The following is a 14,696-nucleotide window of genomic DNA, read 5'->3' on the forward strand; positions in this document are numbered from 1 at the left end:
ATTACATTATCGTGTAAAGTCTCAATAATAATTGAGGATATAACTTTAGGAGGGTGTTTATTATGAATAATGCTTCAAGTGCTTTGAAGGTAGCTGCGGGAATTTTTCTGACCATTGCTTTGATCACGATCGTCGTCTTGCTGTTTATTTCCGCTCAGGAGGCTACCAAAACGGCACAAAATAACTTTGCAGATATTCAGACAGAGCTTTCACAGGCTGCATTTACAGTGTATGACGGAACAACAATTAGCGGATCACAGGTGACCAATGCTCTGCGTAAGTATGCGGACAAGGATCAGTTTGGCATCCAGGTTATTACAGGGAAAAACAAAGGTGGTCAATGGTACGGCAATCAGCTCAACATTTCTCAAGATCTAAACAATGCGGACTATGGTTCTGTCATTGCACCTGATGACAAGGTAGGAAGTATTAATCAGACGATGAGTGAAAAAGACAATCAATATGTTAATCCTAGTGGTAAATTCAAAGCTGTCATCGTCAAAGACCGATCCAATGTGGTTAGAGGTCTGATCTTCCAGCAATCTTGACTGGAGATGGTCCAACATGACCCGAAACACGCAGCATCTGATGCTGCTCTGTACGGCGGTTGTCTTTTTAGTGACAGCCTGCTTGTACGGACAGCGCAATCTTCGTATTCTAACAGACGCTTTGAACGAGAGGATGAACGCAAATGCAGCTATGGAGGGCAGAGTTCATACGACACTGCGTACGGGCAGACTGGACACATATACCGGAACTGAAGTGCTTCATACTGTGCGGCAGATGGCAGGAACAGAAGTTCAGGTTGAGGTAAATGGTTATGTGTACGTGGTCGATCCGCTTGTAAATCCATCAGTCATGATTCCGGTTGAGCTGGATGCGTACTATAGAGCTGAATACAGCCGGAATGTATCAGGAGAATTATTAAAGCTTTCATTTTGGAAGGAGGGAGGGTGACCGTGATCAATGCGGCATCCAAATTGTTGGCGGTATTGCTTGCAGTTCTTCTGCTTTATGTATATCCTGCGGCCGAAACTGCAGAACGTCAGGATGATATTGCACGTATGACTGCAGCTCAGAATGTCACACGGTTGGTCGATGCTGTGCGAACTAAAGGTTATATCTCACCACGAATGCTGATGGAGTTCGAAGAGCAGTTAGCCCGAACGGGTAACAACTATGATCTCTCAATGGAACATTTGCATAAAAAATACGTACCTCAATATACGGACCCGATGAATCAAACCAGCTTTACGGGAACCTATGAGGTTGTTCATGATGGATATTACTTGTCTCAAATCAGGGATCGCCTCTTTCCGCCGTCTGGAACATTGTCCATAGAAGATCCGGAGCGCCGATATATGCTAAACGTGGGTGATTACTTCACTGTGAGTCTCAAAAGCACCAATCGCACACCAGCTATGCTTTTACGGGAGTGGTTATTAGGTACAGCGCAAGCTTCTGCGGTTTTTGCCACACATGGGGGCATGGTGCTGAATGAAGATTACTGAACTTTCCATCGTATTTGTATTGATTTTTTTTCCGCTCTTTTATATTTTCACACTCCGTACCCATGATGTTCAGAAAGCGAGTGAGCTTGCTTATCGTTACCAAACAGCACTTCAAACCGCAGTGATGGATGCTGGCGCAGTTATGCATCAGAACGAGAAACAACATGCCGAGGCAGGGTACGAATCCATCAAATTTGTTAGGGCGGATAAGGAACTTGCGCTGTCTGCATTTACCCAAACGATGGCTTTGAACATGGGCATACAGAATGATCCGCCTGCTGTTCAGCATATGTTTGACTACATTCCGGCAATCGTGATACTCGATTATGACGGTTATTATATGTATGCCAAAGAGACCGCAATGACAGGGGAGATAGAAAGGTCTTTCAGACATGTGTGGAGCGCTAAAAAACCTTATACATACTCAGATTCGGACGGAAACAGCATTAATTTTACACTTGACGGTTATATTTATGCTTATGATGCCGGTGCGGGAAAATGGATCGAAGGATTTCAGCAGGAACTGGCTGCAGACTCAACAATTACACTCCTTCAAGACACAGCGGTCTTTGAACAGGTGCGGCGCAGCCGGATCGTGACTCGTGTTCAGGATGATCTGGCAGACGTCATTAATCGTCATAATGAATTCGCCAGGAAGAATGGGATATCTTATCTGTTCACGATGCCCTTGATCTCACAGGAAGATTGGTATAATTCGATCAATGATACTGGCTTGATGGCTTTTATCCAAGGCATTGCTGCTGGAGATCAAAAAATTAACAATTATGCAATTGGCGGAGGAAGACTGGTTAAAAGAACAGCAGTTGTTGGCGGAATGGATTCCGCAACAGGCATTAAATATCATTATCCTGCGACCTGTAATCCCGGTTTTCGTGCGGAGGAGGTATTTACGACTGCAAAGCAGGCAGCAGCGAGAGGGTATTTTGAGTATAACTGCTCTGCCCATTTTTCATTACTTTCAGAAAACACAGAATCTGTGCTAGAATAGGGGTTTGAAACGTGAACTAAAGTAATGTAAATAGATAGGAGCAGCCTCATCTTATGAGTTTATTGTCAGTAGAGAACGTCAGTCACAATTTTGGAGACCGAACGTTATTTAAAAATGTTTCTTTTCGTCTGCTTGCCGGAGAACGTGTAGGTCTAGTCGGAGCTAATGGCGCCGGGAAATCAACATTAATGAATATCCTTACAGGAAAACTTCTTAAAGACAGCGGTAAAGTAGAGTGGACGCCGAAAGTTCGTTATGGATATCTGGATCAACACACCAAGTTAACACCAGGTAGGACGATTCGAGATGTGCTTAAAGATGCGTTTCTGCCGCTGCTGGAATTGGAAAAGGAAATGATGGCCATCACCGACCAGATGGCCGATGCAGACGCGGACAAGCTGGAGCAGCTGCTCGAAGAAATGGGCGAGATCCAGGAACAGCTGGAACAGGGCGATTTTTATTTAATTGATGTCAAAGTGGAAGAGATGGCTAATGGTCTGGGATTGAATGCCATTGGGCTGGATCGTGATGTTGCTGCACTTAGCGGCGGACAGCGTACGAAGGTACTTCTTGCCAAGTTATTACTGGAGAAGCCTACTGCGTTGTTGTTGGATGAGCCGACAAACTATCTGGATGTAGAGCATATTGAATGGCTGACACGATATTTGAGAGACTATCCGCATGCATTTTTGCTGATCTCCCATGATACGGAGTTTATGAATGAAGTTGTGAATGTCATCTACCATCTGGAGTTTGCCAAATTGACGCGTTACGCTGCCAATTATGAGAAATTCCTGGAAATGGCGGATATGCAAAAAGCGCAGCACATTGATGCTTATGAGAAGCAGCAGGAGTATATCAAAAAGCAGGAAGATTTCATTCAGCGGAACAAGGCCAGAGCTTCGACCTCAGGACGGGCGAAGAGCCGGGAGAAACAACTTGGTAAGATTGACCGGATTGATCGTCCGGATGAAGCGGCAAAACCAACATTCAAATTCAAGGATGCCCGGGCGAGCAGTAAAACCGTTTTTGAAGGTATTGATTTTGAAATTGGTTACACATACCCGCTGCTGCCGAAAATGACAATGACGATAGAACGTGGAGAAAAGATTGCTATTGTTGGTTGTAATGGTGTTGGTAAATCGACACTTCTCAAGACCATTCTGGGTAAGATTGCGCCAATCAGCGGCAAAACATTTCTGGGAGATTATCTGGAGACAGCCTATTTCGAACAGGAAGTGCGTGCCGAAAACATTACACCGATCGATGATGTTTGGAATGAATTTTCACATCTGACACAGAACGAAGTGCGAGGGCATCTTGCACGCTGTGGTCTCAAAAATGAGCACATCACTCGCCCTCTTAATATGCTGAGCGGAGGAGAGCAGGCTAAAGTCCGATTGTGTAAACTGCTGATGCGGGAAAGCAACTGGGTTTTGTTTGATGAGCCGACGAACCATCTGGATGTCACCGCAAAAGCTGAGCTGCAGCGTGCATTGAAAGAGTATAAAGGAACCGTTTTGCTTGTATCGCACGAACCGGATTTTTACGAAGACTGGGTTACCAAAACGTGGAATGTAGAAGAGTGGTCCGAAAATGCACGATGACAAAAAAATTCGACTGTGGTAATATAGGCTACAACTTCATATGAACACTAGGGGGGCCGCACGAGCGGCTGAGATGGAAGAATGCGATTCCGGACCCTTTGCACCTGATCTGGATCATACCAGCGTAGGGAAGTGGCGCGTTTCAGCAAAAACGACAGTAAGTGATCCTCCAAAATATGAACAGGATCTCTACACTGCAGGTGATGCAGGCTTTCGATACCGGGCTAATAGTTAATGGGTATTTTAACTGTTAACAGGTATAACTGCATTTTCGTTATTGAACTGAATCTTTGTTTATACGCAGCCGCTCCCCTACGGGAGCGGCTTTTTTGATTTTTTATTAATATTTTTGGTTTCCGTATAAGCGATGTGAGGAGGGAGAACAAAGCTGCGTACAGTAAAATGCGAGAATGAAGCAGGGAGATTACGTGAGCAGATGAAGGAATTAGCCGAGCAGAAGAAATACCAACCGCAGAAGTTGGAAGAGAGCTTTAGACGGAGGTGTGAACAAGATCACTGCTCTTTTGAGCTGCATGCTGTATCCACAAATAAAGGGGAACAAGCGGCCATGCTGCGGGCAGCCAAGGAAATATGGCCTTGGGTGGATTATATTCACATCCGGGAAAAGCATCTCACGCTGCAGCAGCGGTTCAACTGGGCCAAGCAGATGGCAGCGTCCGGTATTCCAGCATCTCACATTGTAATAAATGGTGCGAATCCGTCGGAGTCCAGCCCCTTTTATCAAGGTGTGCATTGGAGTCGGGAGATGCTGCATAAGGCAGGAGTGGAGATGGCAGCCTGGCATCAGCATGATGTCCGAATGAGATTAGGCATATCCGTGCATTCCGCCGAGGAGGCGAGAATCGCTGAAGAGTTTGGAGCAGATTACCTTTTTTTCGGCCATGTGTACGCGAGTCAGAGCAAACCGGATACAGCACCAAGGGGATTGGCCGTATTGGCAGAGGTATGTTCAAGTGTTCGCGTGCCTGTTATCGCGATCGGAGGTATACAGCCAAGCCATATTCAGGCTGTCCGGTCATCTGGAGCCAGGGGGGCCGCTGTAATTTCAAGTATTTTAAAACATGAAAGCCCAGCCTATGCTGCCGCTCTTTTCAAACAAGCTGTGGAAGCCGGAATGTGAATGGTCGACAGCCAAGGAGATGTACAGCTGCGAAGTTAAGGAGATGAGAACGTGGAACAGAAAAGTATGAATCAATCTGAGGAGGCTTTCCCCTCATCGAGTAAATACGATAACCCTGAGCTTGACTCCATATGTAAACCATCAACTGAACCGTCAGAAGCTTTCCAAGCAGAAACCATTATTATTGGCGGGGGAATTATCGGCTGTGCGATTGCTTTTGAACTGGCATCCAGAGGCAGGGAAGTACTGCTTCTCGAACAGTCCGAGATTGCGAGTGGGAGTTCAGGTGCAGCCGCTGGTATGCTTGCAGCAGATAGTGAGGATTTTGCCCATCCTCTTATTGCACGGGCGGCGCGCGACAGCAGAGAACTGCTGCATCACCAAAAAGAGCAGCTGTACGCTCTTACAGGAATGGAGATAGGTCTTAGGCACACCGGTTTTATCACACCTTTTCGTTCCTATAGTGAGCTGAGTCGCTGCAAAGATAAACAAAATAATTCATCAGTTAAGAATCAGCTTTGGTGGGACAGAAGCACTGTGGAGCGGGAAGCGGCATGGCTGAACCGGGATGTGTACGGAGCTTATTACAGACCTTTGGAGAGCGAAGTGCTGCCTGTGTCGCTGACCAGAGCTTATGCGAGGGCAGCTCACATGATGGGAGCGCGGATTTGGGAAGGTGTGCAGGACATTCGTCTCGTTGTAAATAACAATGGAGTGCAGGGCGTGGCAGCTGCCAAGCGAGAGATAACCTGCAAACATGTGATTGTGGCTGCTGGATTACATGGAGAGCAGCTGATGAGTCAGGTAGGGGTAGCTCTGCCATCGTGTCCGGTGAAAGGAGAAATAGCCGCAATCCGATTTTCGGCAGAACAAGCAGGATATAGACCTGATCGTACAATCTATGCAGAAGACGTTTACGTTGTTCCCAAAGCCAACGGAGAAGTATGGATCGGTGCAACCAGTCTGCCTGGCCGAACAGATCGCAGTGTGTCTGCACATAGCGTTCAACGGCTGCTCACTGCGGCAGGTTATTGGGTTCCGGGAGTCAAGGAAGCGGAATTTTTGCGTGCATGGGCAGGAGTGAGACCTTCTACACCTGATGGGCTGCCGTATATCGGTCAATGTGAACAAGTTCCCGGCTTGTACGCTGCATATGGACATTTTCGGAATGGGATTTTACTTAGTGCGATAACCGGTCGCTGGATCGCGGATATGCTGGAAGGCAAAAGTGCGGAAGAGATGGGAATTGAAGCATTATCGCCTGAGCGATTGAACAGAAAGGGTGTTGTGCTGTGAACATCATCGTGAACGGTCAGAAGATGGAGATTGACGATGAACTAAATCGAGTGGATAAATTACTGCAATCGTTCAACCTGCAGGTGAAAACGGTAGTTGTGGAGTTAAATCGCAGTATTTTGACCAAGGATCATCATGAGATAACAATGTTAAGAGAAGGCGATCGCATTGAGATTGTTCACTTTGTAGGTGGCGGTTAATCATTATAGACAGGGGATGCGTGGAACATGTTAACTATCGGAAAATATTCGTTTGAATCGAGACTGCTGCTCGGAACAGGGAAATTTTCAGACCTGGAGATTCAAGGCCAGGCTGTAGAAGCTTCGGGTACGGAGGTGCTTACCTTTGCCGTACGTCGTCTGAATTTGGAGGAAACGGAGAAAAAACACTTTCTGGATACGTTAGATTTGAGCAAATACACACTGCTGCCCAATACTGCGGGTGCATCAACGGCAGAAGAAGCTGTAAGAATTGCTGAGCTTGCGCGGGCTTCGGGACTTTGTGATATGATAAAAGTCGAAGTCATCGGTGACGGAATAACGTTACTTCCAGATCCGATCGAAACGTACAAGGCCTGCAGTATTTTGCTGGAAAAGGGATTCACCGTACTGCCTTATATTTCGGATGACGTTATCCTGGCTAAACGGCTGCAGCTGCTGGGCGTACATGCAGTCATGCCTGGGGCTTCTCCTATTGGTGCGGGTAGAGGCATTATTAACCCGTATAATCTGGAAATCATCATAGAGCAGGCGGTTGTGCCTGTTATCGTTGATGCAGGTCTGCGTTCACCTAAGGATGCTGCCTTTGCCATGGAGCTTGGGGCAGATGGTGTGCTGCTTAACACTGCGGTATCTGGATCAGATGATCCCGTCTTAATGGCAAAAGCGATGCGGCTGGGGGTTGAAGCAGGTAGACTGGCTTACGAAGCAGGCATGATTCCTATGAAGCGTTATGCTGCAGCAAGCAGTCCGGTGGAAGGAATGGTTCATACATGACAGATCAGTTACAGCACGCGGAGCAGGCAGATCGTTATTCGAGACAGGAACGATATGCGCCGCTTGGCAGAGAAGGTCAGGCTAGACTGAGTGACAGCAAAGTTTTAATTATTGGAGCCGGAGCGCTTGGAACAGGTATTGCAGAGACACTGGTTCGTTCCGGTGTTGGTCAGATTACGATTGTGGATCGGGACTATGTGGAATGGAGCAACCTGCAGCGGCAGCAGCTATATGTTGAACAGGATGCGATTGACCGTATGCCCAAAGCAATGGCAGCCCTCAAACGTTTATCCGCCATTAATTCAACAGTCCGCATTGAAGCTAAAGTAATGGATGTGCGGGTGGATGAATTGGAAGACCTCATTCAGCATACCGACTTGATTATGGATGCAACCGATAATTTTGATACAAGACTGCTCATTAATGATATGGCACAGAAACATCAAATTCCTTGGATTTACGGGGGATGTGTTGGCAGTTATGGGATTACGTATACATTCTTGCCCGGTGATACGCCCTGTCTGAACTGTCTTTTGGGAGAAGTGCCGCTGGGTGGAGATACTTGTGACACATCGGGCATTATACCACAAGCGGTACAGATGGTGACGGCCAATCAAACGGCGGAAGCGATGAAGCTGCTGAGCGGTAACGAAGCAGCCCTCAGACGTAAACTGCTGTCATTTGATGTGTGGAGGAACGAGTACATAAGCATTAATGTAGATGGAGCCAAAAAGCACGATTGTGCCTCATGCGGCCCATCCGCAGCTTATCCGTTTCTTTCTGCATCCAATTTGGAGAAAACAGATGTGCTGTGCGGCAGAGATACCGTCCAGATTAGACCTGCCCGCCGCATGCAGCTGGACCTGCTGCATACAGCAGAGCGCTTGATGAAGCTGGGGGAAGGAAAAGTGGAAAACAATCCTTTTCTGGTGTCATTCACGATCGGCCATCATCGGTTGGTTATTTTTCAGGATGGCCGTGTTCTTGTTCATGGGACAAAAGATACGGCTGAAGCTCGAACATTAGTTCATCGCTATTTCGGCTGACTCACATGATCTTCTGATTTAATCACATTATGTCTGGCAAAGTCTGTTCCTACGGGAATGGACTTTTTCTTTTTATGGCATGCTAACTGTACAATCCATGCCAAGCGGCGGCGGAATACAGACGGGCCGGGTGATAATAGTTGAAAACAGTCATTTGTTTAATAGGGGCAGGGGAGTTAGCGAGCCGGATCAAAGACATCATAAAGGAAGAGGGCTATGAAATACAGGAGCTGGACTGGTCTGAATTACGCCAAAAAACGGACCGGAGGTCCACTCGTCCTCAATTAGTCCTGTTAGTTGACCGGGAACCTGAGCCTGTGCACTGGAGTGAGCCGGATAAAAAAGCGTTGAAAGAATGGATGAATCAGAGCTTACCCATACCGCTCATGGTTATCATCCCGGAGACTTCTCCGCAGCGGGTCATTGATTGGCTCGATTTTGGTGCGAATGACGTGATGGAGGAGCCTGTGCACTGGAAGGTTATGCTTGCCAGAATACGCAGTCTGCTTCGGCTGTTTGCAAATGGAGCACATGACGGAGAGGAAATGATTGTTGTTCAAGACCTTAGAATTAATTTGCGATCGCGAAGAGTAAGCCGTGCAGGGCAGTATCTTAATCTGACTCCTAAAGAGTATGAGCTGCTGGAGTTTCTGGCACTGCATCTGAACGAAGCCTGTACACGAAGTGATATTTTACGCGAGGTATGGGGATACGATTTTGCGATGGATACCAACGTCGTGGACGTGTATATTAAACATCTAAGGGTTAAAGTGGATAAGGGAAGAGAGATGAAACTGATCCATACGGTTCGGGGAATAGGCTATATGCTGCATGGTTAATGTAGAACAATTGGTTATGACCACCAGTCCCATCATTCACCAGTTTGAGAGCGGGCTTATTCCGGGTAAAACTAAAAAGACCGGATCAATTGATCCGGCCCGTTGGATTTTATCTTACGTTAGATTAGAGTACGCGGCGAGCTGTAATGTATGTTCTTTTCCACGTGCCTGAGTTCAGATCAGACAGTGTTACGCCAGGGGAACCGTACGTGTGAAGTATTTTGCCGTTTCCTGCATACACACCAACATGTGTAATGTTTGAACCGGTGGAGCGGCTGCCGCTCGAGAAGAAGACCATGTCGCCAACACGAAGATTGGCTTTGGAGACAAATTTACCTTCTTTAGATTGTTTAACGGAAGTGCGCGGAAGATCTACACCATACTTTTTGAAAATGTATTTCATAAAAGAAGAGCAGTCAAAGTACCTGGTAGTTGTTGTTGAAGCACCAAATTTATATGGAGTTCCAGTGAATTTTTTACCATAGTTTACAACTTGTTGTCCAGTAGATACAGATGCCGCATGTGCAGCAGGTGCATTAGTCATTGATACAGCTCCAAAACCTAGTACAGCGCACAACCCGACGGTTACGGCCTTTTGGATGAAGAAGTTTGTTTTCATGTTGTTAGTACCTCCAAAATTCGTTTTCGTTAAGTTGCTAGAGCGAGTATAACAGGTTTGTAACAACCTAGAAATTGGATACATAAGCAAAAAGCCTGATAGACCAGTCGTTTGGTCATGTTTATTAAAATACGATTAAAAATGTCAAAAAATTAATTATTGACGAATGGGAAAGTGTGTTTAAAACAAAAATCCCCTTGATAATCAAGGGGATTTCTTCGTTTACTGCATTTTATATGCTCGAAAATCAGGTTACAAAAAAGTAATAATTGAACTCCAGCCTGCAGCTTTATCCACGTTAAATAAATTGAAATGAATCGCTTTTAGCAATCAAATATTCAGTCTTTGCTCTGGATAATAAGCAGCAAACCACTGTCAATCGTGACTGTACCCGATTCCCCAAGCAGCTTATTGCTGATTCCCAAAGATTGCCCCATGCGTATGGTCGCTTGATCCAAAGGGTACATAAATCCTTCGAGACAAATACCTGTCACCTCATGCGTTAATGGAAGCAGTGAAACATAGGTATAACCGCGCTGCCTAACGACAGCACTGGAGGTGGTTAATGTCATATAATTGTGCTCGTCCTGTAGGGCGCAGGAGATGTGATGCTGCATGGCCCGCACCATAATATGAACATTCGCAAGCGTATGGTCCATACGTGTCCCCGTGGCGCCAAAGATGAGAATATGCGTAGGTTCGTGATCCAAGGCCGTTTCAAAGGCCATTTCTGTATCGGTAAGGTCTTTATGGATCGGATCACAGGCAATGAACTCGACACTGCTGCTGCTTACGATCTCTCGTTCTTCTTCTGTAATAGAATCAAAGTCCCCCACAGCGATGTGCGGTTTGATCCCATTCTGGATTAAATACAAGGCACCACGGTCTGCCGCAATAATGAGGTCATCTGGCAGAATTTCATGCAGGAAATCCTTGGCGAGCACGCCTCCAGTGAAGATGATAATACGTTTATAGTCCATCTTGTTTCATCCTTCCTTATTTATAGAGGGAATTACATTTAATTGTTTATATGTACTTCTTTTTGGAGAACCAACCTTTAAAACAATATACCAAACCAGTATAATCGACAAAATGTGGTTGCACAATTTCTATACTCGCGGATACAATGGGGAGAGCGACATGGAGATGACTTGAAAAGTGAGGTTTGAACAGGTTGGACTTACACATTTTTGAAGTGTTCAGCATTATCGGTACGATTGCATTTGCAATGTCCGGTGCATTTGTAGCCATGGAAGAGGAATACGATATTTTGGGCGTACTGGTGCTTGGCCTAGTCACAGCATTTGGAGGCGGGGTGATTCGGAACGTACTTATTGGTGTGCCTGTAACGACGCTGTGGAGTCAGGGTTCGCTAATCATGCTTGCGTTAGTCTCTGTAGCCGTTGCTTTTATATTACCTCTGAAGTGGATTGGTCACTGGAAACGGACAGAAGCTTTGTTTGATGCGATTGGACTAGCTGCTTTTGCAATTCAAGGCGGATTGTATGCAGCCAATATGGGCCATCCAATTAGTGCTGTGATCGTTGCAGCTGTACTTACTGGCATTGGGGGAGGAATTATCCGTGATCTTCTCGCCGGACGTAAACCGCTCGTTCTGCGTGACGAGATTTATGCAGTCTGGGCAATGATTGCGGGATTTGTGATTGGAATGGGCTGGTTTACAACCAACATCGGCCTGTTGATCTGTTTTGCGACTGTCGTCTTTTTCCGGATGTGTTCTGTTCATTATAAATGGAAACTTCCGCGCCGTTCGCTGACCCCAAGCGAAAACGTCAATTTAAAGCCGGAGAAACTCATGCCGCACCATGCGCCTACCGTCATTCAAGGGACATTAAGCAAGGGGGAATAATATCACATGATTAACGTTGTATTTGTATGTCTCGGTAACATCTGCAGATCACCTATGGCAGAAGCCGTTATGCGCCACAAAGTTCTGGAAAAGGGACTTGGAGAACAGATTCGGATTGATTCGGCTGGTACAGGTAACTGGCATGTGGGCAAACCTCCTCATGAAGGTACTCGGAAGCTGCTGGACGAATATCAGATTTCGTATGCCAACATGACGGCGAGGCAATTTGTAAGTGAAGACTTTACTCAATTTGACTACATTATATGTATGGATAATTCCAATGCGGAAAACGTGCGAAGCCTGCCGGGCGGTGAAGAGGCAGAGATTATCAAATTCATGGACCTGCTTCCGAACGAAAAGTTGAGAGAAGTGCCCGATCCGTATTACACAGGGGATTTTGAAGAAGTGTACGAGCTCGTGAATGCAGGTTGTGCTGTGTTGTTGAACAGAATTGAAGAAGAGCAGTCGTTGTCCTGATCCATTGAGCCTGCATTGGTGGATTGGCAAAGAAGCAGGAATGGTATGAAACGGAACCTCCTGCTTTTTTTCAGCTCATGAGTGTAAGCGTTAACATGGGACATGTAGTATATAAATGAAGCTGTAAACAAAAAAGCGGCTGGGCAGCCGCTTTGTTCAATACTTCTTACTTATATATTATGGTGTCTCTTTTGAAATGCTTTTTGACTATCTTTCCTGCAAAAAGTAAAGCAAAGCATCCGGCAGTTCCTTTTGCCAGAAGCCCCACTGGTGATTCCCGTCTTTCTCTTGATAAGAGACGTGAGCACCGCGTTTCTCCAGCAAGTCACGGGTATCCCGGTTCAGCTGTACAAAATCATACGTTCCAGTATCGGCTTCAAAGGCCGTTTCCTGCAAACCAACAATCATCCAGATGGACAGCCAGGACAAATCTTGGGCAGCGGCGTAGATTTCCTGAGAAGCAGAGTAGAACGCACCAGACATGCTGATGACTCGGGTAAACAGTTCCGGGTACATCAGGGCCAGATGGAGTGAAACACTTCCCCCCAGCGAGTCACCGGCTAACACACGTTCCTGCGGAGAGCGTCTTACGGGATATTTTTCTTCCACATAGGGAATAATCTCTTCTGCAAAGCACTTTGTGTAGGCTTCAAATCGGCTGCCAAAGGGAGCGTACTCTTGAGTTCGCACCGAGACATCCACCTGAACCCCTACAATAATGAAAGGTTCAGCTCCTTCATCCAGAATGATGCGGTTAGCAGTAGTGGCGATTCGGCCAAAGTTGAAAAATTCTTCTCCATCCTGACAGTAAACGACAGGGTAACTAAGCAGCTCGTTATAGCCTGGAGGAAGATAAATGCGAAGGGTTCGTTTCTCGCCGAGATAACGACTTTCAATCTCTTCCTTAACAATTGTACGTTTCAAATAGCGGGAATCCGTCATAAAACGTCACCTTTCCGGGTTATTTTTGCATTCGACCGCCCGATACGGTAAGATTAACCTCGTGCGGGGATGGGTCAAACACGCAATCATGTATTATGCTGTTATACCAATATTAGACCCCTGTTATACATACAATCCGAGAGGAAACATAAAAAAATTACGGATTTCTTTGACGTATGCAGTGAAACAGGTGTATAATAATAATATAACAGCGGAACTTGATATTCAAATTTTTTGTTGAGGTGAAGAAAAAAATGAGCAAGGTTCCTTATGAAGTATACACGGAGGATGTAGAAGCTCTGTCCGTGCTGTCTCCTGACGGCGAAATTGTTAACAAAGACATGATGCCTAAGCTTTCCGACGATCAATTAAAAGAAATTATGTATCGCATGGTATTTACCCGTACTTGGGATGACCGTGCAGTAAACCTCGGCCGTCAAGGTCGTCTTGGTTTCTATGCTCCAGTATCTGGTCAAGAAGCTACAATGGTAGGTAGTGAGTTCGCACTTGAAAAAGAAGATTTTATCGCTCCAGGCTATCGCGACATTCCGCAACTCGTGTGGCACGGACTTCCTCTTTATCAAGCATTTTTGTACTCCCGTGGACACCAACATGGTGGACAAATTCCAGACGGCGTTAACGTATTGATGCCGCAAATTATCATTGGTGCACAAATCCTGCACGCAATGGGGATTGCTATGGGTTACAAATTGAAGAAACAAAAACAAGTGGTTATCACATACACAGGTGATGGCGGTTCTTCCGAAGGTGACTTCTATGAAGGCCTGAACTACGCTGGTGTATACAAACTGCCTGTAATCTTCTTCGTACAAAACAACGGCTATGCCATCACTACTCCTTTTGCTAAACAAACAGCAGCCCTGTCCATCGCTCACAAAGCGGTAGCAGCAGGTATTAAAGGTGTTAAAGTTGACGGTATGGACATCTTCGCTGTTATCAAAGCCGTTCAGGAAGCTGCTGAGCGTGGACGTAACGGAGAAGGCGCAACGTTGATTGAGGCAGTAACCTATCGTTTCCGTCCACACTCCCTTTCCGATGATGCTTCCAAGTATCGTACGAAAGAAGAAGAGGCTGAGTGGAGCGTAAAAGATCCAATCGCACGTTTTGCTAAATATCTGGAGAAAAAAGGTCTGTGGACTGAAGAAGATACAGCGCGTGTGAAAGAAGAAGCAAAAGCTAAAGTGAACGAAGAGATCAAAAAAGCGGAAAAAACCGAGAAAATGACGATTTCAGGCTTGATCGACAGCATGTTCGAACAAACGCCTAAGCACTTGGAAGAGCAAAAAGCTGATTTCCAATAAGTTTTTTCCGATAAAGCATAAA

17 protein-coding genes and 1 riboswitch are annotated in these 14,696 nt (G+C 46.0%); of the genes, 14 read left to right on the plus strand and 3 right to left on the minus strand.

Annotation, left to right across the window (positions count from 1 at the left end; all coding sequences use genetic code 11):
• The first annotated feature begins 62 nt into the window (after positions 1-62).
• From ABXS70_RS09515 to ABXS70_RS09565, 11 genes are all read left to right on the plus strand, one after another.
• Positions 63-548 carry an ABC transporter permease gene (locus tag ABXS70_RS09515; protein ID WP_366295468.1) on the plus strand — a complete coding sequence of 162 codons (486 nt, stop codon included), beginning with the start codon at positions 63-65 and terminating at the stop codon, positions 546-548.
• 16 nt (positions 549-564) lie between these two features.
• Entirely contained in the window at positions 565-957 is a 393-nt protein-coding gene (locus tag ABXS70_RS09520; RefSeq protein ID WP_366295470.1) for a hypothetical protein, read from the plus strand.
• A complete protein-coding gene (locus ABXS70_RS09525; RefSeq protein ID WP_366295472.1) occupies positions 954-1,511 on the plus strand; it encodes a hypothetical protein in 558 nt (185 codons plus the stop codon). Before ABXS70_RS09520 ends, ABXS70_RS09525 begins: the two co-directional genes overlap by 4 nt.
• Positions 1,498-2,520 carry a hypothetical protein gene (locus ABXS70_RS09530; RefSeq protein ID WP_366295474.1) on the plus strand — a complete coding sequence of 341 codons (1,023 nt, stop codon included), beginning with the start codon at positions 1,498-1,500 and terminating at the stop codon, positions 2,518-2,520. Before ABXS70_RS09525 ends, ABXS70_RS09530 begins: the two co-directional genes overlap by 14 nt.
• A gap of 53 nt (positions 2,521-2,573) precedes the next feature.
• Positions 2,574-4,127, plus strand: a complete 1,554-nt coding sequence (locus ABXS70_RS09535) for an ABC-F family ATP-binding cassette domain-containing protein (RefSeq protein WP_366295476.1) — start codon at positions 2,574-2,576, stop codon at positions 4,125-4,127.
• Positions 4,128-4,166: 39 nt separating this feature from the next.
• A riboswitch (TPP riboswitch) is annotated at positions 4,167-4,275 on the plus strand.
• Between the two features lie 288 nt (positions 4,276-4,563).
• Entirely contained in the window at positions 4,564-5,268 is a 705-nt protein-coding gene (locus tag ABXS70_RS09540) for a thiamine phosphate synthase (protein WP_366295478.1), read from the plus strand.
• A 51-nt stretch (positions 5,269-5,319) separates the two neighbouring features.
• Positions 5,320-6,564 (plus strand): glycine oxidase ThiO, encoded by a 1,245-nt coding sequence (thiO, locus tag ABXS70_RS09545; RefSeq protein ID WP_366295480.1) that lies wholly within the window; start codon positions 5,320-5,322, stop codon positions 6,562-6,564.
• Positions 6,561-6,764 (plus strand): sulfur carrier protein ThiS, encoded by a 204-nt coding sequence (gene thiS, locus ABXS70_RS09550; RefSeq protein WP_342551438.1) that lies wholly within the window; start codon positions 6,561-6,563, stop codon positions 6,762-6,764. The genes thiO and thiS overlap by 4 nt, the downstream gene beginning before the upstream one ends.
• Positions 6,765-6,791: 27 nt before the next feature.
• Positions 6,792-7,559 carry a thiazole synthase gene (locus ABXS70_RS09555; RefSeq protein WP_342551437.1) on the plus strand — a complete coding sequence of 256 codons (768 nt, stop codon included), beginning with the start codon at positions 6,792-6,794 and terminating at the stop codon, positions 7,557-7,559.
• Positions 7,556-8,605: a ThiF family adenylyltransferase gene (locus ABXS70_RS09560; RefSeq protein WP_342551436.1), complete on the plus strand. Its 1,050-nt coding sequence runs from the start codon at positions 7,556-7,558 to the stop codon at positions 8,603-8,605. The genes ABXS70_RS09555 and ABXS70_RS09560 overlap by 4 nt, the downstream gene beginning before the upstream one ends.
• A gap of 140 nt (positions 8,606-8,745) precedes the next feature.
• Positions 8,746-9,444, plus strand: coding sequence for a response regulator transcription factor (locus ABXS70_RS09565; RefSeq protein ID WP_366295483.1), 699 nt, complete (start codon positions 8,746-8,748; stop codon positions 9,442-9,444).
• Between the two features lie 124 nt (positions 9,445-9,568).
• Here the strand turns inward: ABXS70_RS09565 and ABXS70_RS09570 are convergent, their stop codons facing one another.
• Positions 9,569-10,063, minus strand: a complete 495-nt coding sequence (locus ABXS70_RS09570; protein ID WP_342551434.1) for a C40 family peptidase — start codon at positions 10,061-10,063, stop codon at positions 9,569-9,571.
• A gap of 338 nt (positions 10,064-10,401) precedes the next feature.
• Positions 10,402-11,043, minus strand: coding sequence for a thiamine diphosphokinase (locus ABXS70_RS09575; RefSeq protein ID WP_342551433.1), 642 nt, complete (start codon positions 11,041-11,043; stop codon positions 10,402-10,404).
• A gap of 194 nt (positions 11,044-11,237) precedes the next feature.
• On the opposite strand from ABXS70_RS09575, the gene ABXS70_RS09580 reads away from it, so the two are divergent.
• Positions 11,238-11,933, plus strand: coding sequence for a trimeric intracellular cation channel family protein (locus ABXS70_RS09580; RefSeq protein WP_366295486.1), 696 nt, complete (start codon positions 11,238-11,240; stop codon positions 11,931-11,933).
• 6 nt (positions 11,934-11,939) lie between these two features.
• A complete protein-coding gene (locus tag ABXS70_RS09585; protein ID WP_366295488.1) occupies positions 11,940-12,410 on the plus strand; it encodes a low molecular weight protein-tyrosine-phosphatase in 471 nt (156 codons plus the stop codon).
• 207 nt (positions 12,411-12,617) lie between these two features.
• Here ABXS70_RS09585 and ABXS70_RS09590 read toward each other — a convergent pair whose 3' ends face one another.
• Positions 12,618-13,352: an alpha/beta hydrolase-fold protein gene (locus ABXS70_RS09590; protein WP_342551430.1), complete on the minus strand. Its 735-nt coding sequence runs from the start codon at positions 13,350-13,352 to the stop codon at positions 12,618-12,620.
• Between the two features lie 254 nt (positions 13,353-13,606).
• Here ABXS70_RS09590 and pdhA point away from each other — a divergent pair, with 254 nt between their 5' ends.
• Positions 13,607-14,674: a pyruvate dehydrogenase (acetyl-transferring) E1 component subunit alpha gene (pdhA, locus tag ABXS70_RS09595; protein ID WP_145401862.1), complete on the plus strand. Its 1,068-nt coding sequence runs from the start codon at positions 13,607-13,609 to the stop codon at positions 14,672-14,674.
• Positions 14,675-14,696: the final 22 nt, after the last annotated feature.

This window comes from Paenibacillus sp. AN1007, from assembly GCF_040702995.1.
Classification (GTDB): domain Bacteria; phylum Bacillota; class Bacilli; order Paenibacillales; family Paenibacillaceae; genus Paenibacillus.

Excerpts from the sequence above, each read along its gene's own strand:
- ABXS70_RS09515 (WP_366295468.1), top strand. The coding sequence starts at position 63 with ATGAATAATGCTTCAAGTGCTTTGAAGGTAGCTGCGGGAATTTTTCTG.
- ABXS70_RS09520 (WP_366295470.1), top strand. The coding sequence starts at position 565 with ATGACCCGAAACACGCAGCATCTGATGCTGCTCTGTACGGCGGTTGTC.
- ABXS70_RS09530 (WP_366295474.1), top strand. The coding sequence starts at position 1,498 with ATGAAGATTACTGAACTTTCCATCGTATTTGTATTGATTTTTTTTCCG.
- ABXS70_RS09535 (WP_366295476.1), top strand. The coding sequence starts at position 2,574 with ATGAGTTTATTGTCAGTAGAGAACGTCAGTCACAATTTTGGAGACCGA.
- ABXS70_RS09540 (WP_366295478.1), top strand. The coding sequence starts at position 4,564 with ATGAAGGAATTAGCCGAGCAGAAGAAATACCAACCGCAGAAGTTGGAA.
- ABXS70_RS09555 (WP_342551437.1), top strand. The coding sequence starts at position 6,792 with ATGTTAACTATCGGAAAATATTCGTTTGAATCGAGACTGCTGCTCGGA.
- ABXS70_RS09560 (WP_342551436.1), top strand. The coding sequence starts at position 7,556 with ATGACAGATCAGTTACAGCACGCGGAGCAGGCAGATCGTTATTCGAGA.
- ABXS70_RS09570 (WP_342551434.1), bottom strand. The coding sequence starts at position 10,063 with ATGAAAACAAACTTCTTCATCCAAAAGGCCGTAACCGTCGGGTTGTGC.
- ABXS70_RS09575 (WP_342551433.1), bottom strand. The coding sequence starts at position 11,043 with ATGGACTATAAACGTATTATCATCTTCACTGGAGGCGTGCTCGCCAAG.
- ABXS70_RS09585 (WP_366295488.1), top strand. The coding sequence starts at position 11,940 with ATGATTAACGTTGTATTTGTATGTCTCGGTAACATCTGCAGATCACCT.
- ABXS70_RS09590 (WP_342551430.1), bottom strand. The coding sequence starts at position 13,352 with ATGACGGATTCCCGCTATTTGAAACGTACAATTGTTAAGGAAGAGATT.
- pdhA (WP_145401862.1), top strand. The coding sequence starts at position 13,607 with ATGAGCAAGGTTCCTTATGAAGTATACACGGAGGATGTAGAAGCTCTG.